The sequence below is a fragment of the Vibrio cholerae genome, from assembly GCF_008369605.1.
Lineage (GTDB): Bacteria > Pseudomonadota > Gammaproteobacteria > Enterobacterales > Vibrionaceae > Vibrio > Vibrio cholerae.
In genome coordinates this window covers 1,936,386-1,959,630 of record NZ_CP043554.1, presented here as the reverse complement: position 1 = coordinate 1,959,630, position 23,245 = coordinate 1,936,386, and the positions used below count along the sequence as shown (strand labels likewise).

The following is a 23,245-nucleotide window of genomic DNA, read 5'->3' as shown; positions in this document are numbered from 1 at the left end:
AAAGGCAGCTTAGCTGCCTTTTACTTTTGTAGTGATTAGAAATTTACTGGCAAACTGTTTATACTTCCCGACCCATTTTTATTGAGACAAACAGCATGAGAATCGCGTTAGGTATTGAGTATGACGGGACTCACTACTACGGTTGGCAGCGCCAGAGAGAAGTCAAAAGTGTCCAAGAAGCGTTAGAAAAGGCGCTGAGTAAGATTGCCAACCATCCAGTGGAAGTGCAGTGTGCTGGGCGAACTGATGCGGGGGTACATGGTACTGGGCAAGTGGTGCACTTTGATACCACCGCCGAACGGCAGATGGTCGCTTGGACCATGGGCGCCAACGCGAATTTGCCGAAGGATATTGCAGTACGCTGGGCGATGGCGGTTCCTGATGAATTTCATGCACGATTCAGTGCCACTGCACGCCGTTATCGTTATGTCATTTACAACCATGTTTATCGCCCGGGGATTTTGAATTCTGGTGTCAGCCATTACCACGACGAGCTGGATGTTGAAAAAATGCAGCAAGCAGGGCAGTACTTGCTGGGGGAAAATGATTTCACCTCATTTCGTGCGGTGCATTGTCAGTCCCGTAGTCCTTGGCGTAACGTCATGCATCTGAATGTGACGCGTCACGGTCGTTATGTGGTGATTGATATTAAAGCCAATGCGTTCGTGCATCATATGGTACGCAATATCACGGGTAGCTTGATAGTCGTCGGGCGTGGTGAGCAGAAGCCAGAGTGGATTCAATGGTTATTGGCACAAAAAGATCGCACCTTAGCGGCGGCGACGGCCAAAGCGGAGGGGCTCTACTTGGTTTCTGTCGATTACCCTGCGCATTTTGGGTTGCCCGAAATGCCAATTGGGCCACTTTTCTTGCCTGATAATTTGAACTAACAGCTAGTAATTGACTCAAAAATAAACAATATTGTGCTTTGGCTAAAGCGTAGAAATAGGTACAACCAGTTTTTTGTCTACAGTTGGCATTTTCTGTGTTTTAATCCACACGCATTTTTTGTCGAATTTATCTCTCCTGCTGATGGCGGGAGATTGAGAGTAAAAGGTCTTCCATGAGTTGGCTCGAAAAGATTTTAGAGAAAAGCAACATCGTCAGTTCACGCAAAGCCTCTATCCCAGAAGGCGTTTGGACTAAGTGTACATCGTGTGAACAAGTGCTTTATTACGCGGAGTTGGAGCGTAACCTAGAAGTTTGTCCTAAGTGTGATCATCACATGCGCATGAAAGCGCGTCGCCGTTTGGAAACGTTTCTGGATCAAGGTGAGCGTGTTGAGCTGGGTGAAGAGCTCGAGCCACAAGACAAACTGAAATTTAAAGATTCTAAACGCTACAAAGAGCGTCTTGCTGCGGCGCAAAAAGCCAGTGGTGAGAAGGATGCTCTGGTCGTCATGAAAGGTGCTGTGCTTGGTGTTCCTGTCGTGGCGTGTGCCTTTGAGTTCTCTTTTATGGGCGGCTCAATGGGTTCTGTGGTTGGTGCTCGTTTTGTGCGTGCGGTTGAAGCGGCGATTGAACACAACTGCGGATTAATCTGTTTCTCTGCCAGCGGCGGTGCGCGTATGCAAGAGGCATTAATGTCTCTGATGCAAATGGCCAAAACCAGTGCCGCGCTAGAGCGTTTATCGGATAAAGGCTTACCTTTCATTTCCGTGATGACCGACCCAACCATGGGCGGGGTGTCAGCGAGTTTGGCGATGCTGGGCGATATTAATATCGGTGAGCCCAAAGCATTGATCGGTTTTGCTGGTCGTCGCGTTATTGAGCAAACCGTACGTGAAGAGCTTCCGGAAGGTTTCCAACGCAGTGAGTTCCTGCTAGAGCATGGGGCGATTGATATGATCGTTGATCGTCGAGACATGCGTCAGCGTGTCGCTAGCTTACTGGCGAAAATGACTGGCCAAGCGTCTCCTCTCGTAGTTTCTGTGAACGACGCGCCAAATGAAGCGCCTTATGCGGTACCAGAAGCCAATAAAAAAGGGTAAAGTAAGCGCTAACTAAACCAACGGATTCTATGGTTGTACGTTAGATGACTCAAAAGCCTGTTCCTCAAGCCACATCTCCACTCGCGGTGTGGCTTGATTATTTAGCCCACATACACACTTCCGCCATTGATCTCGGCCTAGAACGTGTTCAAGCCGTCGCTCAAAAAGCCAAACTCACCAAACCAGCGCCCACCGTTATCACGGTGGCGGGCACCAATGGTAAAGGTTCCACCTGTGCATTAATGGAAGCGATTCTACTGCAAGCGGGTTATTCCGTTGGCGTGTACAGTTCTCCGCACTTGATTCGCTATAACGAGCGTGTACGCATCAATGGCCAAGATCTTGCCGATGAGATGCACACCCAAGCGTTTGCGCATATTGAGCAAGAGCGCGGTGACATAAGCTTAAGCCTATTTGAATTCGGTACACTCGCCGCTCTTTATCTTTTTGAGCAGCAGAAAGTCGATGTGTTGCTGCTTGAAGTGGGGTTGGGTGGCCGTTTAGATGCGACCAACGTTGTCGATCACGATGTCAGTGTCATCACCAGCTTAGCGCTGGATCATACCGATTGGCTTGGCAATGACATCGCTGTGATTGGTTATGAGAAAGCGGGCATCTTTCGTTCAGGAAAGCCTGCGATTTGTGGGCAGCCTAAGCCACCCGCAACCGTTGCTGCGCATGCCGATGATATCGGCGCTAAACTGCATCAGGTGGAAATCCAATTTAGTTATGAGAAAACCTCAGCAACGACTTGGAATTGGCGTAGTGGCCGCTTTGAATTGACCGATCTTCCTGTCCCATCTCTGCCGTTACCGAATGCGGCAACGGCTTTAATGGCGCTTGGTTGCTCTGGGCTTGCCATCAGCGATATTAATATCGTGGATGGGCTACGGAATGCCCAATTAGCGGGACGAATGCAGGTGATTAGCCATCAACCTACGATAGTGCTTGATGTCGCACATAACCCGCACTCAGCCCATTATCTGGTTCAGCAACTGACACAACGCTACCCAGAGCGCACCATTCATCTGGTGTTTGGGATGTTGCATGACAAAGATATTGCTTCAACGGTGGCCGAGTTAAGCCCGGCGGTGACGCATTGGTATCCCGCTTCGTTGTCTGGCCCTCGTGCGGCTACCGCGGCGCAGCTCTGTCAGTATTTACCTGCGGATATTACTCAATATGCCAATCCAGTGTCGGCATTTGAAGCCGCGTTGACACAGGCTGGGGCACAAGATGTCATTGTAGTTGCGGGCTCTTTCCATACGGTAGGTGAAGTGCTTGAACATTGGCAAAAGAGAGGGGAATAAATGGCCAGTAAATTTCAAAGCCGTTTAGTTGGCACCATAGTGTTGGTCGCCATCGGCGTGATTGTGCTGCCCGATGTGCTTGATGGTAAGAAAACGCATTTTAAAGAAGAGATTGCCAGCGTCCCAATTAAACCGCAGCCGGAAGGCGAGGTAGAAAAGTTTGAAGTGCTGGATCCGGTGCAAGATGACATTGCCTTACCTGAAGCGCCGGTTTCCGTCACTCAGACCGGTCAGGATAATCAAGCCAGTGTTGCACCAGTAACGCCGACGGTGGTGAAAAACAGTACGCCAGTCAAAGTGGCAGCAGAGCAGCCTGTGCCCGTGACGGTCACAGAGGTTCCAGAAACGAATGAATACCAAGATTCCGCGTGGATCATTCAGTTAGTGGCACTGAAAAATGCCGATAATGCACGCAATCTCGTGGCTGACTTACAAAAGCGTGGTTACCAAGCGCATGTCAAACAAGAGAATGATTTCACCCGAGTGATTATTGGCCCTGATGTTTCAAAATCTAAGTTAGAAACCCAACTCGTGGAATTAGAAAAAATTACCGGTGCCAAAGGTCAATTGCTCAAATTTAAACCACTAAACCCATAAGAAAACGTTTGCGTCGCGTTTTTTTCTGTTAAAATGCGCGCCAACTTAAGATGTAAGAACTCATGAACTGGTTAGATATTGTCATTTTAAGTGTGATCGGCTTGTCTGCGCTGATCAGTCTTGTTCGTGGCTTTGCCAAAGAAGCCTTATCTTTAGTGATTTGGTTTGGGGCGTTTTATATCGCTTCGGAGTACTACGCCAAACTGGCGGTGTATTTCACCAACATTAAAGATGACATGTTTCGCAATGGAGCGGCGATTGCGGCTCTGTTTGTGGCGACATTGATCGTCGGTGCTATCGTTAACTACGTGATTGCCCAACTGGTCGAAAAAACAGGACTATCAGGAACCGACAGAATTCTCGGTGTGGTGTTTGGTGCACTACGTGGAGTGTTGATTGTCGCAGCAGGTCTGTTCTTCATGGATGCGTTTACCGCATTTCCAAACACAGAGTGGTGGAAAAGCTCGCAGCTAGTGCCTGAATTCAGTCGCGTTATTGCTCCGTTCTTTGAACACCTAAAAGCAACATCAAGTTTTCTCTCTGGCGCGATTTAGCGCCGGAGACGGTTGAAATCGAGGATTAGGACATGTGTGGTATTGTTGGAATCGTGGGTACAACGCCTGTAAACCAGTCAATTTATGACGCTTTGACGGTCTTGCAGCATCGTGGCCAAGATGCCGCGGGTATTTGTACCATAGAAAGCAATCGTTTTCGTCTGCGTAAGGCAAACGGATTAGTCAGGGATGTCTTTGAAGCGAAACACATGCAACGCCTGCAAGGCAACGTCGGGATCGGCCATGTGCGTTACCCCACCGCAGGTAGCTCTAGCGCCTCAGAAGCTCAACCTTTCTATGTCAACTCTCCTTTCGGTATCACACTTGCTCACAACGGTAATCTGACCAACGCGAACCAAGTGCGTCAAAAGCTGTTTGAAAAAGACCGTCGCCATGTGAATACCACTTCGGATTCAGAGGTGTTGCTCAACGTCCTGGCTCATGAAATTGATACCGTAAAGGGCAATGTCACCGCCGAAGATGTGTTCCGTGCAATCAGCAATGTTCACCGTACCATTCGTGGTGCTTATGCGGTGGCGGCGATGATCATTGGTCACGGTATGATTGCGTTTCGTGACCCACACGGTATTCGCCCATTGTGTCTCGGTAAGCGTGAAGTCAATGGTCAGCTCGAATACATGGTCGCCTCTGAGTCGGTCGCACTGGATGCGGTTGGGTTCGACTTCGTGCGAGATGTCGCGCCCGGTGAAGCGATTTATGCCACTTTCGATGGTGAGCTATACACCAAACAGTGTGCCGATAATCCAGCACTCAACCCATGCATCTTTGAATTTGTCTACTTTGCGCGCCCAGATTCGTTTATCGACAAGATTTCCGTTTACAGCGCTCGTGTAGAGATGGGTAAGCGTTTAGGTGAGCGCATCAAAAATGATTACAGCGATCTCGATATCGATGTAGTCATCCCGATTCCCGAAACCTCTTGTGATATCGCCCTACAAATTGCACAGGCGATTGATAAACCATATCGCCAAGGCTTTGTTAAAAACCGCTATGTTGGCCGAACCTTTATCATGCCGGGTCAGCAACAACGTAAGAAATCGGTACGCCGTAAACTCAATGCGATTCGCTCAGAGTTTAAAGATAAAAACGTACTACTGGTGGATGATTCTATCGTGCGTGGCACTACCTCAGAGCAGATCATTGAGATGGCTCGTGATTCTGGGGCGAAGAAAGTCTACATCGTCTCTGCTGCCCCTGAGATTCGCTTCCCGAACGTGTATGGTATTGATATGCCAAGTGCCAATGAGCTGATTGCTCATGGTCGTGATAACGATGCTATCTGTAAGCAGATTGGTGCCGATGCCTTGATATTCCAAACTTTAGAGGATTTGGTGGAAGCGGTTCGCTGTGGCAACCCTGATATCGTCAAGTTTGAAGCTTCGGTCTTTAATGGCGAATACGTGACGGGTGACATCGATCAGCAGTACTTAGATTTTCTCGAGTCGATGCGCAGTGATGACGCGAAAGTGCAGCGTGAAATTCAACAAGATCTGGCTAACCTTGAGCTGCATAACGAAGGCGCTTAAGCAAAAAACGGGTTCGTATAATCATCAAAAAGGCTTCCTGCGGGAAGCCTTTTTCGTTATCCCCCTCACGACCGCTACGCTTTGGTGAGGGGATGAGGTGATGGTTGGACTCTTGGTTAGCGGAGGTTACAGCACCATGGCGGCAATCCAACCGAATACGATGAGTGGCAGGTTGTAGTGAATAAAGGTTGGCACAACGGTTTCCCAAATATGCTCGTGCTGACCATCCGCATTGAGGCCGGATGTTGGGCCTAAGGTTGAATCGGACGCAGGAGATCCTGCATCTCCTAACGCAGCGGCGGTACCGACCAGAGCAACGGTGGCCATTGGGGAAAAACCAAACGAAAGACACAGCGGCACATAGATGGTTGCGATGATCGGAATGGTCGAGAATGACGAGCCGATGCCCATAGTCACCAACAAGCCTACGACTAACATCAGCAGAGCTGCTAGAGCTTTATTGTCACCAATGCTGGTGGAAAGCGAAGTGACCAGTGTTTCAACGCCGCCAGTGGCTTTCATCACTGCGGCAAAACCGGCCGCAGAAATCATGATAAAGCCAATCATCGCCATCATATGCACGCCTCTTGTGAACACATCATGCGTCTCTTTCCACGCAATCACGCCCCCAAAAGTGAATACCATAAAGCCTGCTAGTGCGCCGATGATCATAGACCCCGTCAACAATTGCACCGCTAATGCAGCCACAATGCCGACACCCGCAATCGCGATATGCTGTTTATTGATCGACGAGCTTTCTTGTTGCACTACGGTCAATTCCGTTTCTTGATACTCACGAGGTTTGCGATAGCTAAAAAGTACCGCCAGCAACAGACCAAAAATCATCCCTGCAGCGGGCAAAATCATCGCCGTGGGAACTTGGCTTGCGGTGATGCTTTCCAAACCATTTTCATGCAGGTTTTTTAGCAAAATGTTGTTGAGGAAAATGCCCCCAAAACCGACAGGAAGCACCATGTAAGGTGTGATCAAGCCAAAAGTGAGGACGCAGGCGACTAAGCGACGGTCGAGTTTCAGCTTAGCAAAGACACTCAGGAGCGGCGGAATCAAAATGGGGATAAACGCAATGTGGACGGGGATGACGTTTTGTGAGGCCATCGCCATCAGCAGCAAAGAGATGAGTACGAGGTATTTTAACCCGGTTGATGCTGCGTGGCTTTCTTGGCCGTGAATGCGACGAATCACGCTTTGCGCCAGTAAATCGGTGATCCCCGATTTCGAAATGGCCACCGCAAAAGTGCCAAGCATGGCGTAACTCAGGGCGATCGTAGCGCCACCACCCAAACCGCTTTCAAACGCGGCAACGGTTTCATTCAAACTCATACCAGCGACTAAACCACCGACCACGGCACTGAACGTCAAAGCAACCACGACGTTCACCCGCATCAGGGCTAGCAGCAGCATGACACAAACGGAAATGACTACTGGATTCATATTTTTTCTCGGGATGTTGTGTATCCCCAGCCCACTTGAAGAAGCAAGAAGGGTAGGGATGGGCCTGATTGGTTAAAGCGGTTCATGGGTAGAACGAGCTTCAATTTAAATCGGCATCGTTGTTATTGTCCTCATCATCATTGACCAATGGCCAGCCACCTAAAGCTTTCCACTGGTTGACAATGGTGCAGAACAGCTCTGCAGTTTTTTGGGTATCGTACAAGGCGGAATGTGCCTCGCGATTGTCAAATTCCATCCCAGCAGTTTTACAGGCTTTAGCCAGCACGGTCTGCCCGAAAGCAAGACCACTTAGCGTTGCCGTGTCAAACGTGGCAAAGGGATGGAAAGGAACACGTTTTAATTTACAACGTTCGCTCGCTGCCATCACGAAACTGTGATCGAAATGCGCGTTATGCGCCACAATAATGGCGCGGCTGCAATCTGCGGCTTTTTGCTCTTTGCGAACCAGTTTGTAAATCTCTTTTAATGCATGATCTTCACTCACCGCCCCCCGTAGTGGGCTAAACGGATCGTAAATGCCGGTAAATTCTAGTGCGGCTTTTTCGAGATTCGCGCCTTCAAAGGGTTCGACATGAAAATGGATAGTACTTGCTGGGTGTAAATCGCCGTTTTCATCCATACTCAAGGTGACAGCACAAATTTCTAAAAGCGCATCGGTTTGCGCATTGAATCCTGCGGTCTCTACATCGATAACCACAGGAAAATAGCCACGAAAGCGTTTTTTCAAGGTTAGCGCGTCATTTTTATCAGTCATGCGGGTTCTAAATTATGTGATAAGGCTGGCATTATTGCAGATTCTGCGGTGGAGCAAAACCTAGCTTATCTAAATCGCGGCAATTAATTGTTCAATAAAGAGAAGCGATAAGGTTGAAAGGGATTCATTCAAGGCTGTTTTGCGGCAAGCAAGTTGTTTGGGTACCGTCATGCCAGTATCGTGCTGGCTAGATTTTTGCATCAACTCCACCAAGTCTCGCAGGCGGCAAATTATCGCCTGAGCATGCAGTATCAGTAGTGAGAAAAAGTATTTATGAATAAATGGGTTATCACAAGTTTGTTTGCCATAAGCACCTTATCAGCGTCTGTCGCTTCGGCGTTGGAAGTGCGTTATATGGCAACACCACAACAGTCTACGTGGCAAATGGCAACCAATACTCCGTTGGAATGCCGCCTTGTGCACCCGATCCCCAACTATGGTGACGCCGAGTTTTCGTCTCGCGCTGGCAAGAAAATCAATCTCGACTTTGAATTAAAAATGCGTCGCCCAATGGGGGATACCCGTAATGTCAGCTTAGTCTCTATGCCTCCGGTTTGGCGGCCGGGGGAAGGCGCAGATCGCATCACGAATCTGCAGTTTTTCAAACAGTTTGATGGTTATATTGGTGGACAGACCGCGTGGTCGTTACTCAGTGAACTGGAAAAGGGGCGCTACCCGACCTTCAGTTATCAAGATTGGCAAAGCCGCGATCAACGTATTGAGGTTGCGCTCTCTTCAGTGCTGTTTCAGCAACCCTACAATGAATTTAGTGACTGTATTTCCAAGCTATTGCCTTACAGCTTTGAAGACATCTCGTTTACGATTTTACACTACGACCAAGGCACCAGTGTTGAGTTGAATAAGGCGTCACAAAAGCGTTTGGCACAGATCGCTGAATATGTACGCTATAATCAAGATATTGATTTGGTTCTGGTTTCCACCTATACCGATTCAACAGACACCAATAACAATAGCCAAAATCTGTCGGAACAACGGGCTGAGGTGCTGCGCGAATACTTTAAATCGATTGGGTTGCCGGAAGATCGCATTCAAGTGCAGGGCTATGGCAAACGGCGGCCGATTGCCGATAACGCTTCGCCGATTGGTAAAGACAAAAACCGCCGCGTGGTGATTTCACTAGGCCGCACTCAGGTGTGATAGCGAGTCACACCTGAATTGGGAGAGCGCATTGGTTGGGTGATACCGTTAATTGAGGCGAAACTGAGCAATAATCTCGCATTTTGAGGCGGTATCTATATGTTGCACCATGCGTGCGATCTCTGGATTAGGGTGGCGCTTCATAAAATCGAGCAGCGCTTTACGGCAGCAGCCTAGAGAGTCAACAAAAGCTTCACAACCCGGTTTATGGCACTGAGGGATGAGCGTGAGGACGCGCTCTGAGGCCAGTTGTAGGTATTTAAGCTCGTATTGGTTATCGCCTATGGTGCGCCAAAACTTGGCCATGTTGTGGCAAGAGATAACCGAGATCATCATGCGATCTTCCATGTCAATCTCTTCACTTTCATCCAACTGTTGGCTGACGGTGAGCGCTTGTTGATAGTGAAGAATGCTGCGCAGGTGGTCTGACTCCTGCATAGCGATATCGGCTAATAGGGTATGCCTTTCCCACTCTTTTATATTCATCACACCTTCTCCTTGATTATCTGTTGCCTCAGATTAATTGATAATTATTATCATGTAAATGACAGGAATTGTGTGGGAATTACGCATTGCAGAGAAAGGGGGAAAGAACAGCGCGCAAAAAAATGCCGTCCATAAGACGGCATCATGCATCAGAATCGGCGATTAGCCTTCAAGACCTGCATGGGCTTGCTTGTTTTGGATAAGCTCAATCATGTAACCATCAGGGTCTTTCACGAAAGCGATGTGAGTTGTCCCGCCTTTCACTGGGCCTGGTTCACGGGTTACAATGCCTCCCGCCGCTTTGATGGTATCGCAAGTCGCATAAATATCATCAACCCCAATCGCGATATGGCCGTATGCGTTGCCTTTCTCATAGTCCGCCACGCCCCAGTTGTAGGTCAGTTCAATGACCGCACCTTGGGATTCATCACCATAACCTAAGAAGGCGAGGGTGTATTTGTACTCAGTATTCTCATTTTTGCGCAGCAGGCTCATACCCATCACTTGAGTATAGAATTCGATCGATTTATCCAAATCGCCGACGCGTAGCATGGTGTGCAAAATACGATGGTTGGACATTAAGAGCTCCTTACTTTCCGGATAACGGTTTTTTGGGAAATTAGCTTTCTGGGTACACTTTATCTTTGAATTCACAAAGATCTTCGATAATGCAACTGCCACAACGTGGTTTGCGCGCGACACAGGTGTAACGGCCATGCAGAATCAACCAGTGGTGCACATCGAGTTTAAACTCATTAGGTACGACTTTGAGTAGCTTGTGCTCTACTTCGTCGACGTTTTTGCCGACCGCAAATTTGGTGCGATTGGAGACGCGAAAGATGTGCGTATCGACCGCAATAGTCGGCCAGCCAAAGGCGGTATTCAACACCACATTGGCGGTCTTACGCCCAACGCCGGGCAGCGCTTCTAATGCTTCACGATCTTCCGGCACTTCACCTTGATGCTTTTCAAGCAAAATACGGCAAGTTTTGATGACGTTTTCGGCTTTAGAGTTAAATAAGCCAATGGTTTTTATATACTCTTTGACGCCATCCACACCCAGATCAAGCATGGCTTGTGGCGTATTGGCCACCGCATACAGTTTATCGGTAGCTTTGTTGACGCTGACATCGGTCGCTTGCGCGGAGAGCAGCACCGCAATCAGCAACTCAAAGGGGGAGTTCCAGTTTAATTCGGTTTCGGGTTTGGGGTTGTGAGCCCTCAGCCGTTCTAAAATTTCAATCCGTTTCGCGTTATTCATTAGACGGGTTGGCTTCCTTGATCAGGTTAGACATTGGTCACGCGTGCACGCTCTATGGCTTGCTTTTGTTGTTTTGGTTGGCGAGCGGCAATCTGTTTATCAATCACACTTTTGGCGGCGATCAAAAAGCCCACCCCGATGAAGGCTCCGGGGGGCAACAGTGCCAGCAAAAAGGCGCTGTCAAAGTGAAACACTTCGATGCGTAGAACTTTAGCCCATTCTCCGAGTAGCAGGTCCGCGCCATCGAACAGCGTGCCATTGCCGATGATTTCGCGCAGTGATCCGAGCACAACCAGTACTGAGGTCATCCCCAATCCCATCCAAAATCCGTCTAACGCGGCTGGGAGCACATCATTTTTTGAAGCAAACGCTTCAGCACGACCTATGATGATGCAGTTGGTCACAATCAGCGGAATAAAAATGCCGAGCGAGAGATAAAGCCCGTAAGCGTAGGCGTTCATCAGTAACTGTACGCAAGTCACCAGCGAAGCGATGATCATCACAAACACCGGAATTCGGACTTCTTTCGGCACATAATCACGCACGAGAGAGACGGTGACATTCGAGCCGACGAGAACAAGAAGCGTAGCGATGCCTAATCCGAGGGCATTGGTCACGGTGGAGGAAACGGCGAGCAGCGGACACAATCCCAGTAATTGCACTAAGGCTGGGTTGTTATTCCACATGCCATTTAACATCAGAGTTCGGTTTTCACTCATGTTATTGACCCTCACACGGATTCGGCTGATTGTGCAGCTGTTGTTGATGTTGGTTGACATACTCCACGGCTTTTTTGACCGCCAGTACGACAGCGCGAGGAGTAATGGTTGCACCCGTAAATTGGTCAAACTGACCGCCATCTTTACGTACTTTCCAGTCATCCTGATTATCGGCGGTGACTTGTTGGCCGTTAAAGCCTAATACCCAATTACTGATCCGTAAATCAATCTTATCACCTAGCCCCGGTGTTTCTTGGTGGGCAAGTACACGCACACCAAGCACGGTGCCGTTATTAGCGATCCCGACGATCAATTTTATTTCACCGTTATAACCATCGGGGGCAATGGTCTCAATCGCAATGGCTGTGGGCTGGCCGTCACGTTGCGCCAGATAAGCATGCATGGTTTTGGCTGTACCGAGTTTGTCATCATTGACTAAAGTACAGGCTTGCGCCAGAGGGTTATCGTGATACTTATGTGGGATCACTTGGTTGAGAACCTGCAGTAGCTGCTTTTGCTCTTGTTGTTGAATTTGCTCTGCGGTGAGGGCGTAAGTCAGCGCCACCAAACCCGTTGAAACACAGGCAAAGACGGCGAGAATCAGGCCATTTTTTCGAATTGCTGTCAGCATAAGTCGCGCTCTTAGTGTCCGTAAGTTCTCGGTTTGGTGTAGTAGTCAATCAGCGGTACGCACATGTTGGCGAGCAGTACGGCAAAGGCGACACCATCAGGGAAGCCGCCCCAACTACGGATCAGAAACACCATTGCACCGATGAAGAAACCGTAAATCAAGCGGCCTTTATCCGTCGTGCTGGCGCTGACCGGATCGGTCGCGATAAAAAATGCGCCCAGCATGGTTGCGCCCGAGAGTAGATGGATCATGGGGGACGCGGTTGTTCCCGGTGCAAAAAGTTGTGCCAGTAACGCTGTGAAAACCAAACCTGCCAGCATTGCCATTGGAATGTGCCAACGGATAATACGCAGTTTCAGCAGAATCAGGCCACCGAGTAGATAGGCAATATTGACCCATTCCCAACCGATACCCGCAAAGCCACTAAACTGAGGCTGGGTCAAGGTTTCACTCATCGTGTGTCCTGCTTTGAGCGAGGTCTTGATCGCATCGAGCGGGGTTGCCATGGTAATGCCATCGATGCCCGTACGGATTTGCTGTAGCGATAGACCATCACTGTCAAAACCGCCGAAGATCAGTGAGAACGAGTCTACCAGTGAGCTGGGTTCGGCGGTTAACTTGATGGGCGCCATCCAACTGGTCATCTGAACCGGAAAGGAGATCAACAACACTACGTAGGCGATCATCGCTGGGTTAAAAGGGTTTTGCCCAAGTCCACCATACAAATGTTTGGCAATCACGATCGCAAAAATCAGACCGATCACGACGACCCACCATGGTGAGAGGGGCGGGATAGCGACCGCGAGTAACCATGCGGTAACCACCGCGCTGTAATCGCGCAGTGCTGAGATTGGTGATCGTTTACGCAGCAGCATAATGCCTGCTTCGAGTGCCACCGCGACCGAGATGGCCAGCAGTAGCTGGATCAGTGTGCCGTAGCCAAAAAAGTAGGTCTGAGCGATCAGGCCGGGCAGTGCGCAGGCTAATACCCAACGCATAACGTCAGCCGTGCTGCGCTTACTGCGTAAATGTGGGGAGCTAGCAATAAAGAAGGCCACTAGTCTTTCTCCTCAGCGTTTAAATTAGATGATGATTGTTGGGCGGCTTTCCGTGCTTTGGCGCGAGCAATCGCGGCGGCCACTGCAGCTTTTTTCGGGTCAGCATCGTCACTGCTTGGCGTAGCTTGAGTTGGCTGAGCTGCGCTTTCGGTTTCCTGCTGCTCTGCTTTACGCGCTTTAGCGCGAGCAATGGCCGCAGCGACCGCAGCTTTTTTCGGGTCAGCGTCGTCACTGCTTGGCGTGGCTTGTGCTGGCTGAGCTGCGCGTTCGGTTTCCTGCTGCTCCGCTTTACGCGCTTTAGCACGAGCAATGGCGGCGGCGACCGCGGCTTTTTTCGGGTCAGCGTCGTCACTGCTTGGCGTGGCTTGTTCTGGCTGAGCTGCGCTTTCGGTCTCCTGCTGCTCTGCTTTACGCGCTTTAGCGCGAGCAATCGCGGCAGCGACCGCAGCTTTTTTCGGGTCAGCATCGTCACTGCTTGGCGTGGCTTGTGCTGGCTGAGCTGTGCTTTCGGTTTCCTGCTCTGCTTTGCGCGCTTTAGCGCGAGCAATGGCGGCGGCGACCGCAGCTTTTTTCGGGTCAGCGTCGTCACTGCTTGGTGTGGCTTGTGCTGGCTGAGCTGTACTTTCGGTTTCCTGCTCTGCTTTACGCGCTTTAGCGCGAGCAATCGCTGCAGCGACCGCAGCTTTTTTCGGGTCAGCATCGTCACTGCTTGGTGTGGCTGCTGGCTGAGCTGTGCTTTCGGTTTCCTGCTGCTCCGCTTTACGTGCTTTAGCGCGAGCAATGGCCGCAGCGACAGCCGATTGCTTATCGTCCGCATCATCATTGGTTGATGCTTCAGTTACTTCACCTTTTTGTGCCTTGCGTTCCCGAGCTTGGCGTTTGCGCTCTTCACGCAGTTTAGCCATTTCACTATTATCAGGCTCACTGGCACCACTTTGCGCTGCTTCTGCCTGTTTGGCTTTAGCGCGTGCAATCGCAGCCGCAATAGCCGGTTTTACGCTGTTATCGGTTGGCTCAAGCTGCGCTTTTTGCGCTTTAACCCGTTCAATGGCCGCCGCAATCGCATCGGAGCCACCTTGCTGCTGCATCTCTTTGCGGCGATCTTCCGCCGCTTGCTTGAAGCGATTTTCACGCTCCGCTTTATCCCGCTCCATACGCGCTTTTTTCTCTTCGAAGCGTGCTTTTGCTCGTTCAGCGGCTTCCGCTTCTAAGCTGCGGGTACGAATTTCTGCTTTGGCTTGGCGATAGTACTGCACCAACGGAATTTCACTCGGGCAGACATAAGCACAAGCGCCGCATTCAATACAGTCTTTTAGATTGAGCTCTTCGCACTTATCAAATTCTTCGGCTTTCGCGTGCCACTGTAACTGCTGTGGTAATAGCGATACCGGACAGGCTTCGGCGCATTGACCGCAGCGGATACACGCCATCTCATTATCACTACTGGTTAACTCATTGCGTGTTGGCGCAAGAATACAGTTAGCGGTTTTAGTGATCGGCACTTGCGCATGGGGCAGAGTGAAGCCCATCATCGGGCCGCCCATGATGAGACGCGGCAGCTTTTTATCGGCTTTGTAGCCAAACTCATTGAGCAGCGCTTGGACAGGCGTGCCGAGCAATGCCCAAACGTTACGTGGTTTACGGAAACAATCGCCGGTGAGTGTCACTACACGGCGGATCAGCGGTTCACCATGTACAATCGCGCGCGCAATCGCCTGCAATGAACCGACATTTTGCACCATTAAACCGATATCGGCAGGAATACCACCTTTCGGAACTTCCAAGTTAGTCAGGATTTTGATGAGTTGTTTCTCACCACCAGACGGGTATTTGGTTGGGATAACGCGGATCACCATCGGTTTGTCTTGCGCGGCTTGTTGCAGCGCTGCAACGGCTTCCGGTTTGTTATCTTCAATCCCGATGATGGTGAGTTTAGGCTTTAGAATGTGCTCAACAATCTCGATTCCCTGAATAATTTCATGGGCATATTGACGCATTAACACATCATCCGCGGTGATATAAGGCTCACACTCGGCGGCGTTAATGATCAAGATTTCAGTGCGTGATAGCCCAGATTGCAGTTTCTTCGCGGTCGGGAAGCCTGCGCCGCCCATGCCTGAAATACCAGCCTGACGGATCAGCTCCAACAGTGTTTCAGGGGACAACTGCCGAAAATCCGGCTGCGGCTGTAAATCAAACCACTCTTCTTGTTGGTCTGGTGTCAGTACAATACACAGCTCGCTCAAACCGGAAGGGTGAGCGACAGTGCGCGGCTCAATAGCGCTAATGACGCCAGAAGTCGGCGCATGAATCGGCAACATGAAGGTCGACGTATATTGCGTCAGCGGCTGGCCTTTTAAAACGCGATCGCCCACTTTCACCAGTAGATCGCCGGCCTTACCAATATGCTGTTTGAGCGGCAGTACCAGCTCATTCGGAATGCTCGCATTGATAATCGGCTGACGGTTGGATTGGTGTTTATTTTCAAACGGATGAATGCCGCCGGGGAAGTCCCAAAGCTTACCTGATTTGATTTGTTCGATTAATGACAACATACCCATCCTTAATTCGCACTTTTCTGCGCAGCAGGCGCAGAATCGGTCACATTGACCACAGGGATGGCATTGAGTTGCCACTTCCAGCTCTCTGGTGTGGTTTGTACCGGGATCATTTCAATACAGTCGGTCGGGCAAGGCGCGACGCACAGGTCACAACCCGTGCACTCATTTTTGATCACTGTGTGTACGGCTTTGTTACCGCCCACAATCGCATCGACCGGGCAAGCCTGAATACACTTGGTGCAGCCGATACACATGTCTTCATGGATAAAGGCGACCATTTTGACTTTGTTGTCCAGATCGTGGGCGGAGTCTTGCACTTCGACACCCATCAAATCTGCAAGTTTTTCAATGGTCGCTTGGCCACCCGGAGGGCATTTGTTAATCGCATCCCCATTAGCAATGGCTTCGGCGTAAGGGCGACATCCGGGGTAGCCGCATTGGCCACATTGGGTTTGTGGCAGGATAGCATCTATTTGGTCCACGATAGGGTCGGCTTCTACCTTAAAGCGAATCGAAGCAAAGCCGAGTATGGCTCCAAACACGGCGGCCAATGCCGCCAGCGCAATAACAGCGATGACGATGGTACTCATTACAGTTTCACCAATCCGGTAAAGCCCATAAAGGCCAAAGACATTAAACCTGCGGTGATCATCGCAATGGATGCGCCTTTAAAGGGAGCGGGGACATCGGCAACATGGATTCGCTCACGCATCGAAGCGAACAAGATGAGCACCAGCGAGAAGCCAACCGCAGCGCCAAAGCCATAAATGATCGATTGAATAAAGTTGTGATTTTCGTTGATGTTGAGCAGCGCAACACCTAATACCGCACAGTTGGTGGTGATGAGTGGCAGGAAAATGCCCAGCAGGCGATAGAGTGTCGGACTGGTTTTGTGCACCACCATTTCGGTGAACTGTACTACGACAGCGATCACCAAAATAAAGCTCATGGTGCGCAGATACTCAATGCCGAGCGGACGTAATACGTAACTTTCCACCAGATAAGCGCACACCGAAGCTAAGGTGAGGACGAACGTCGTCGCCAACCCCATGCCAATGGCGGTCTCTAGTTTTTTTGATACGCCCATAAAAGGACATAAGCCCAAAAACTTCACCAGTACAAAGTTATTGACCAGCACGGTGCCGATTAACAACAAAAGATATTCGGTCATAGTTATATAAATGTTTGCTTCCGATCCTGGCATTATCCTGCTTTGCCAAAGCAATAACAACCAAGGAAAGATAAGGTTTTAGGTAGATGGAGATAAATTATACGCAATAAGTGGCAAATGGGATGCGAATGGCAGGGATTGATAAGAGATCTTGACGGGAATCTTGCAGAGAAAAACATCAATAAAAAAGCCCAGTGGTTGCTGACTGGGCTCTAAATTTGGCTCCTCCTGCGGGACTCGAACCTGCGACATACGGATTAACAGTCCGCCGTTCTACCGACTGAACTAAGGAGGAATAGTTTCGGCGCGGATGTTAACGACCCAGCTAGTGAGTGTCAATGATTTTCAATGAAAAAAGCGCACTTTTTTATGTCGTAAAGGGTTTACTTTTTTGTATCCCTTACCGCTATTGAGCTGTGTTCACTTATCCACCAAAATTGTGGATAAGTGTGTTGATGGATCTTGAGTTAATGTTTGAGCGAATAAGTCTTGAGTAAATACTCAGTTTGATTTTGGTGTGGTATTTTCGTTAAGTGTTTACTTTTGTTGGGAATTTCCAGCTTTTCCACAGTGGTAACTCAGCTCAGTAGGTCGATGAATTACAGACAAGAAAATGCGTTCAGAAGAAAATCTGGGGAAAACAGGTGGATTATTTTTTGGATCAAGAGTGGCGCTAGGCCGATGTAGGGCTGAGGATGTTAGCAAACCTCTATTGAGGAAGCTAGGAATATTTTCACGAAGATTAAGATCTGCCCCACAGGAACTACGAAATCTGTTTACACCACGTTGTACGTGGCAAAAAGCGAGAGAAGAAGTGCTTGATCATCCGGTCAGCATCCCGCCACAATAGCGCTCAACACAAAAGCGTGACGAGGATGCAATGAGCAAAGCATTTGAATTGGTTTCAGACTATCAACCTGCTGGTGATCAGCCTACCGCGATTAAGCAATTGCTGGAGGGGTTGGAAGCGGGCTTGGCTCATCAAACTCTGCTTGGGGTAACGGGGTCGGGTAAAACCTTTACGTTAGCGAATGTGATTGCCACCGCGCAGCGTCCCACCATTATACTTGCGCCTAATAAGACACTGGCGGCTCAATTGTACGGCGAAATGAAAGCCTTTTTTCCCAACAATGCGGTGGAGTATTTCGTTTCTTACTACGACTACTATCAACCAGAAGCCTATGTGCCGACCACGGATACTTTTATTGAAAAAGACGCGTCCGTGAACGCTCATATTGAACAGATGCGCTTATCGGCCACTAAAGCCTTACTTGAGCGCAAAGATGCGGTGATTGTCGCTTCGGTTTCTGCCATCTATGGTCTGGGCGATCCGGACTCTTATCTAAAAATGATGCTCCATTTGCGTCGTGGTGATGTGATTAACCAACGCGACATGTTGCGTCGTTTGGCGGAGCTGCAATATTCACGCAATGATATGGCATTTGAGCGCGGTCAGTTCCGGGTACGCGGAGAAGTGATTGATATTTTCCCTGCCGAATCGGATCAAGAAGCTGTTCGAGTGGAAATGTTTGATGATGAAGTCGAATGCATCAGCTTATTTGACCCGCTGACGGGCGTGATTACGTTACGCGATTTAGCTCGGTTTACGATTTACCCCAAAACTCACTATGTCACCCCACGCGAGCGCATTCTTGAGGCGATAGAGCAGATTAAGAGCGAGTTACAGGTCCGTCGCCAATATTTGCTGGATAACAATAAATTGCTGGAAGAGCAGCGGATTTCTCAGCGAACTCAGTTTGATATTGAGATGATGAACGAATTGGGATTCTGCTCAGGGATCGAAAACTACTCACGTTACCTAAGTGGTCGTGCAGAAGGCGAGCCGCCTCCAACGCTCTTTGATTACTTGCCTCACGATGGCTTGCTGATCATCGATGAATCACACGTCACCGTGCCGCAAATTGGCGCGATGTTTAAAGGCGATCGTTCGCGAAAAGAAACGCTGGTGGAGTTCGGTTTTCGCCTGCCGTCAGCTTTAGATAACCGCCCACTTAAGTTTGATGAATTTGAAGCATTAGCACCGCAAACCATCTTTGTGTCAGCAACACCAAGTGAATATGAGCTCACTAAATCGGGTGGTGAAGTGGCCGAGCAGGTGGTGCGTCCAACCGGTTTGTTAGACCCGATCATTGAAGTACGTCCGGTCGCCACTCAGGTGGATGATCTGCTTTCTGAAGCGCGCATTCGCGCGGCCAATGATGAGCGGATTTTGGTGACTACCTTAACCAAACGCATGGCCGAGGATTTAACCGAATATCTGCATGAGCATGGTGTGAAAGTTCGCTATTTACACTCGGACATTGATACCGTCGAACGGGTAGAAATTATTCGTGATTTACGATTAGGCGTATTTGATGTGTTGGTGGGGATCAACTTGCTACGTGAAGGTCTGGATATGCCAGAAGTCGCTTTAGTGGCGATTTTGGATGCTGATAAAGAAGGTTTTTTGCGTTCCGAGCGTTCACTCATTCAGACCATGGGTCGTGCAGCACGTAACGTGAATGGTAAAGCAATTTTGTATGCCGACTCGATCACCAAATCCATGCGTAAAGCGATCGATGAAACCGAGCGTCGCCGTGAGAAGCAGCTGGCTTATAATGAGCAGCGCGGTATCACGCCGCAGCCTTTAAAACGCAGCGTTAAAGACATCATGGAGCTGGGCGATATTGCGAAATCGCGTAAACAGAAGAACAGCAAAGTGGTGCCATTGGCGAAAGTAGCTGAAGAATCGGCGGCTTACCAAGTGTTGACTCCTCAGCAGCTTGAAAAAGAGATCAGTAAATTAGAAGCCGCAATGTATCAGCATGCACAGAACTTAGAGTTTGAGTTAGCGGCGCAAAAACGTGATGAAATTCATCAGTTGCGTCAGCAGTTTATCGCCAATAGTTAGCCTTGCTTTCATTTTTAAAGGAAGCTGCGCGATAACACGACAGTGTTCGCCAATCATAGGTATCTTTATGTGAATTAGGGATAAATCAGGCGCCACTGAGCAAGTGTTTAGGAAGAGAAAAACACCGATTTCAAACACGCAGATAAAAAAATAGCCAATAGAATGAGTCTATTGGCTGTTATTTGTGAACATTGATTATTCACTAACAACGTCAGTTGGCTAGGTGACCCTTGCGGGTCAGTAGTAATCAAGCACATATCGTGCCAACTCAAATCGGTCTAGATGTGTGATGTTTGGCATCATTTATCAAGAAATTTTAATTCAAATTTGCAAAATGCAATTCTAAATGCAATTATTACAGCAAAATGCAAAATAATATGGCTAGGCTATGCAACATAATCAATCTTTGCAGAAAACAAAATATGTCCTCATGGTAGAAGACACGGCATCGGTGGCGGCGCTGTATCGTTCTTACCTCACACCGCTGGATATTGATATCAATATCGTGGGTACCGGACGCGATGCCATCGAGAGTATTGGTCGTCGCGAGCCTGACTTAATCCTGCTGGATTTACGTTTGCCAGATATGACGGGGATGGACGTACTCTATGCAGTGAAAGAGAAATCACCGGATGTGCCTATCGTGTTTATGACCGCTCATGGTTCGATTGATACGGCGGTTGAAGCCATGCGTCATGGTGCGCAAGACTTTTTGATCAAGCCGTGTGAAGCGGACCGACTGCGGGTCACAGTGAATAATGCGATTCGCAAAGCCTCGAAACTCAAAAACGATGTTGATAATAAAAACCAAAACTATCAAGGCTTTATTGGTAGCAGTCAAACCATGCAGGCGGTGTACCGCACCATTGACTCTGCGGCGAGCAGCAAAGCCAGTATTTTTATTACCGGCGAAAGTGGTACCGGTAAAGAAGTGTGCGCGGAGGCGATTCATGCCGCGAGCAAGCGTGGAGATAAGCCATTTATCGCCATCAACTGTGCGGCCATTCCGAAAGATCTGATTGAAAGTGAGTTGTTTGGTCACGTTAAAGGGGCTTTTACTGGGGCGGCGACTGAGCGTCAAGGCGCGGCAGAAGCGGCTGATGGGGGAACCCTCTTTTTGGATGAATTGTGCGAAATGGATCTGGATCTGCAGACCAAACTGCTGCGCTTTATTCAGACAGGGACATTCCAAAAAGTCGGCTCTTCCAAAATGAAAAGCGTGGATGTGCGTTTTGTGTGTGCGACTAACCGCGATCCGTGGAAGGAAGTGCAAGAAGGGCGTTTTCGTGAAGACCTGTACTACCGCTTGTATGTGATCCCGCTGCATTTACCGCCATTGCGCGCGCGCGGTGATGATGTGATCGAGATTGCTTATTCACTGCTTGGCTTTATGTCCAAGGAAGAGGGCAAAGATTTTGTCCGTTTGTCGGCTGAAGTGGTGGAGCGTTTTCGCCAATACGAGTGGCCGGGCAACGTGCGTCAATTGCAAAACGTTTTGCGCAACGTGGTTGTGCTCAATGAAGGTCGTGAAATCACCCTAGATATGCTGCCTCCTCCTCTTAATCAAATGTCCGCGCCGATCAATCGGGCTTTACCGCTTGCGCATGAGAATAAAGTATCCGTGCATGAGATTTTTCCGCTGTGGATGACCGAAAAACAAGCCATTGAACAAGCCATCGAAGCGTGTGATGGCAACATTCCTCGCGCCGCAACCTATCTGGATGTCAGCCCGTCAACCATCTATCGCAAGCTGCAAACTTGGAATGAAAAAGTGAAAGAAAAAGAGAAGGAACGGTAAGCGATGAGAGAATGGATCAACCAAAGCAAAATCGACTTACTGGCGAAGGAGATCGGTGAAGAAAACGTGCCGATCTTGGTCAACATTTTTCTTGGTGAACTCAATGATTACCAAAGTAAGTTAGTCAGTGATACGGTCGCGGACAAACTCGGGTATCTCAAGGAAATCAGCCATGCGCTGAAAAGCAGTGCGGCCAGTTTTGGGGCTGATCGCTTGTGCGCCAAAGCGGTGGAGTTAGATAGTCGCGCCAAATCTGGCGAGATGATGGACATCTCGCTAGAGGTGGAACACATGCTTGAGTTACTGAAGCAGACGCATCAATGCTACTCCGATTTAGTTCATTAACTGCTCTTCGATAGCTTGTCTCAGCTTCTGCCGATCATGACGCCAGTCGCGGTTGGCGGAAGCCAAATCTCGGGTAACAAAATTCCAACGCTGTTCTAACTCTGGATGAGGGTGATGGCCCAATACCACATCAATTTTGCGCCCTTGGCAGGCGCGTTCACACCATTCCAATTTTTGCTCTAAACTCATTCGTCCTGCAGGTCCATATTCTGGCGATAGGTTCTCGACAAAAATGACTTTCGCAGTTTGATTACGAGCAATCGCCTTGCCCAATTCTGGCAGCAGAAGAGGAGGCATTACGCTGGTTAAAAAGCTCCCGGGGCCCAGAATCACGCAGTCTGCGTCTTGAATAGCGGTTACCGCTTCTTTGGTGGCCGGGACTTCAGGCGCAAGGTCAAGTCTTCGCAAATCTTGAGTCATCTCATCGACGCTGGTTTCACCGGTGACCCATTTGCCATCCATAGCGAGGGCTGCCAGATCGGATGGATGTTCAGACATAGGTAGGATATTGACATCGACTTTGAGCATGTTGCGAATAAGATTGATCGCATCCAATGGGCGCACCGAAAGGTTATCTAATGCGGTGAGCATTAGGTTGCCCAAGTTGTGGCCGTTGAGCTCCCCTGCGCCTTTAAAGCGGTATTCAAACATCATTGAACTGATCGACGGCTCGGTAATCAACTGGTTGATGCAGTTACGGGTATCTCCCCAAGCAATCCCACCTTGGCAGTGACGAATGCGTCCTGTTGAGCCGCCGTTGTCTGTGGTGGTGACTATGCCTGTGGCATTGGAACCAAACACTTTGAGCGCTGCCAGCATTCGCCCAAGACCGTGGCCGCCGCCAATCGCAACCACTTTTTTGTTTTCGTATAGAGACATAAGTTTTTTCTTATTTTTTCATAACTCGCAGCAATTTAGCTA

At 49.2% G+C, this 23,245-nt stretch carries 23 protein-coding genes and 1 tRNA gene; 10 read left to right on the top strand and 14 right to left on the bottom strand.

The window, feature by feature from the left end; all coding sequences use genetic code 11:
• Window positions 1–95: 95 nt before the first annotated feature.
• From truA to purF, 6 genes are all read left to right on the top strand, one after another.
• Window positions 96–890 (top strand): tRNA pseudouridine(38-40) synthase TruA, encoded by a 795-nt coding sequence (truA, locus tag F0316_RS09110; protein ID WP_001216993.1) that lies wholly within the window; start codon window positions 96–98, stop codon window positions 888–890.
• 173 nt (window positions 891–1,063) lie between these two features.
• Window positions 1,064–1,990 (top strand): acetyl-CoA carboxylase, carboxyltransferase subunit beta, encoded by a 927-nt coding sequence (gene accD, locus F0316_RS09105; RefSeq protein ID WP_000118592.1) that lies wholly within the window; start codon window positions 1,064–1,066, stop codon window positions 1,988–1,990.
• 44 nt (window positions 1,991–2,034) lie between these two features.
• Window positions 2,035–3,300 (top strand): bifunctional tetrahydrofolate synthase/dihydrofolate synthase, encoded by a 1,266-nt coding sequence (gene folC, locus F0316_RS09100; protein ID WP_000192379.1) that lies wholly within the window; start codon window positions 2,035–2,037, stop codon window positions 3,298–3,300.
• On the top strand, window positions 3,301–3,897 hold the full coding sequence (locus F0316_RS09095; RefSeq protein ID WP_000157056.1) for an SPOR domain-containing protein: 597 nt from the start codon (window positions 3,301–3,303) through the stop codon (window positions 3,895–3,897).
• A 62-nt stretch (window positions 3,898–3,959) separates the two neighbouring features.
• Window positions 3,960–4,451, top strand: a complete 492-nt coding sequence (locus F0316_RS09090; protein ID WP_001104251.1) for a CvpA family protein — start codon at window positions 3,960–3,962, stop codon at window positions 4,449–4,451.
• A 32-nt stretch (window positions 4,452–4,483) separates the two neighbouring features.
• Window positions 4,484–5,998 (top strand): amidophosphoribosyltransferase, encoded by a 1,515-nt coding sequence (gene purF / locus F0316_RS09085; RefSeq protein WP_000334237.1) that lies wholly within the window; start codon window positions 4,484–4,486, stop codon window positions 5,996–5,998.
• 126 nt (window positions 5,999–6,124) lie between these two features.
• On the opposite strand, the gene F0316_RS09080 is transcribed toward purF, so the two are convergent.
• The 3 genes from F0316_RS09080 to F0316_RS20315 form a co-directional block, all read right to left on the bottom strand.
• The gene (locus F0316_RS09080) at window positions 6,125–7,450 is read right to left on the bottom strand and encodes a Na+/H+ antiporter family protein (RefSeq protein ID WP_001880817.1); all 1,326 of its coding nucleotides are present in this window, start codon (window positions 7,448–7,450) and stop codon (window positions 6,125–6,127) included.
• Between the two features lie 100 nt (window positions 7,451–7,550).
• A complete protein-coding gene (rnt, locus tag F0316_RS09075) occupies window positions 7,551–8,225 on the bottom strand; it encodes a ribonuclease T (protein WP_000130224.1) in 675 nt (224 codons plus the stop codon).
• A gap of 69 nt (window positions 8,226–8,294) precedes the next feature.
• Window positions 8,295–8,426 (bottom strand): hypothetical protein, encoded by a 132-nt coding sequence (locus F0316_RS20315; protein WP_001172781.1) that lies wholly within the window; start codon window positions 8,424–8,426, stop codon window positions 8,295–8,297.
• Window positions 8,427–8,498: 72 nt separating this feature from the next.
• Here F0316_RS20315 and motY point away from each other — a divergent pair, with 72 nt between their 5' ends.
• Window positions 8,499–9,383, top strand: a complete 885-nt coding sequence (gene motY, locus F0316_RS09070; RefSeq protein WP_001045946.1) for a flagellar protein MotY — start codon at window positions 8,499–8,501, stop codon at window positions 9,381–9,383.
• A 48-nt stretch (window positions 9,384–9,431) separates the two neighbouring features.
• Here the strand turns inward: motY and F0316_RS09065 are convergent, their stop codons facing one another.
• From F0316_RS09065 to F0316_RS09020, 10 genes are all read right to left on the bottom strand, one after another.
• Complete coding sequence (locus tag F0316_RS09065; protein WP_001021926.1) at window positions 9,432–9,869, bottom strand: DUF2753 domain-containing protein; 438 nt, start codon at window positions 9,867–9,869, stop codon at window positions 9,432–9,434.
• Between the two features lie 162 nt (window positions 9,870–10,031).
• A complete protein-coding gene (gene gloA, locus F0316_RS09060; RefSeq protein ID WP_000064966.1) occupies window positions 10,032–10,448 on the bottom strand; it encodes a lactoylglutathione lyase in 417 nt (138 codons plus the stop codon).
• A gap of 40 nt (window positions 10,449–10,488) precedes the next feature.
• Window positions 10,489–11,130 (bottom strand): endonuclease III, encoded by a 642-nt coding sequence (gene nth, locus F0316_RS09055; protein WP_001057739.1) that lies wholly within the window; start codon window positions 11,128–11,130, stop codon window positions 10,489–10,491.
• 26 nt (window positions 11,131–11,156) lie between these two features.
• The gene (locus tag F0316_RS09050; RefSeq protein ID WP_001293888.1) at window positions 11,157–11,849 is read right to left on the bottom strand and encodes an electron transport complex subunit E; all 693 of its coding nucleotides are present in this window, start codon (window positions 11,847–11,849) and stop codon (window positions 11,157–11,159) included.
• Between the two features lies 1 nt (window position 11,850).
• On the bottom strand, window positions 11,851–12,480 hold the full coding sequence (gene rsxG / locus F0316_RS09045) for an electron transport complex subunit RsxG (RefSeq protein ID WP_000954368.1): 630 nt from the start codon (window positions 12,478–12,480) through the stop codon (window positions 11,851–11,853).
• A gap of 11 nt (window positions 12,481–12,491) precedes the next feature.
• Window positions 12,492–13,538 carry an electron transport complex subunit RsxD gene (gene rsxD / locus F0316_RS09040; RefSeq protein WP_000863732.1) on the bottom strand — a complete coding sequence of 349 codons (1,047 nt, stop codon included), beginning with the start codon at window positions 13,536–13,538 and terminating at the stop codon, window positions 12,492–12,494.
• The gene (gene rsxC / locus F0316_RS09035; RefSeq protein WP_172626004.1) at window positions 13,538–16,093 is read right to left on the bottom strand and encodes an electron transport complex subunit RsxC; all 2,556 of its coding nucleotides are present in this window, start codon (window positions 16,091–16,093) and stop codon (window positions 13,538–13,540) included. Before rsxC ends, rsxD begins: the two co-directional genes overlap by 1 nt.
• A gap of 8 nt (window positions 16,094–16,101) precedes the next feature.
• Window positions 16,102–16,689, bottom strand: a complete 588-nt coding sequence (gene rsxB, locus F0316_RS09030; RefSeq protein WP_000104488.1) for an electron transport complex subunit RsxB — start codon at window positions 16,687–16,689, stop codon at window positions 16,102–16,104.
• Window positions 16,689–17,270 carry an electron transport complex subunit RsxA gene (gene rsxA, locus F0316_RS09025; RefSeq protein ID WP_000141550.1) on the bottom strand — a complete coding sequence of 194 codons (582 nt, stop codon included), beginning with the start codon at window positions 17,268–17,270 and terminating at the stop codon, window positions 16,689–16,691. The genes rsxB and rsxA overlap by 1 nt, the downstream gene beginning before the upstream one ends.
• Before the next feature lie 219 nt (window positions 17,271–17,489).
• Window positions 17,490–17,565 (bottom strand) — tRNA-Asn (locus F0316_RS09020).
• 585 nt (window positions 17,566–18,150) lie between these two features.
• Between F0316_RS09020 and uvrB the strand changes: the two genes are divergently transcribed.
• The 3 genes from uvrB to luxU all read left to right on the top strand — a co-directional run bounded on the left by uvrB (window position 18,151) and on the right by luxU (window position 22,324).
• On the top strand, window positions 18,151–20,181 hold the full coding sequence (uvrB, locus tag F0316_RS09015) for an excinuclease ABC subunit UvrB (protein WP_149560429.1): 2,031 nt from the start codon (window positions 18,151–18,153) through the stop codon (window positions 20,179–20,181).
• A 388-nt stretch (window positions 20,182–20,569) separates the two neighbouring features.
• Entirely contained in the window at window positions 20,570–21,979 is a 1,410-nt protein-coding gene (gene luxO / locus F0316_RS09005; RefSeq protein WP_001164507.1) for a quorum-sensing sigma-54 dependent transcriptional regulator LuxO, read from the top strand.
• Window positions 21,980–21,982: 3 nt separating this feature from the next.
• Window positions 21,983–22,324: a quorum-sensing phosphorelay protein LuxU gene (luxU, locus tag F0316_RS09000; protein WP_001209531.1), complete on the top strand. Its 342-nt coding sequence runs from the start codon at window positions 21,983–21,985 to the stop codon at window positions 22,322–22,324.
• On the opposite strand, the gene F0316_RS08995 is transcribed toward luxU, so the two are convergent.
• Window positions 22,313–23,203 (bottom strand): YvcK family protein, encoded by an 891-nt coding sequence (locus tag F0316_RS08995; protein ID WP_000061070.1) that lies wholly within the window; start codon window positions 23,201–23,203, stop codon window positions 22,313–22,315. The genes luxU and F0316_RS08995 overlap by 12 nt on opposite strands.
• Window positions 23,204–23,245: the final 42 nt, after the last annotated feature.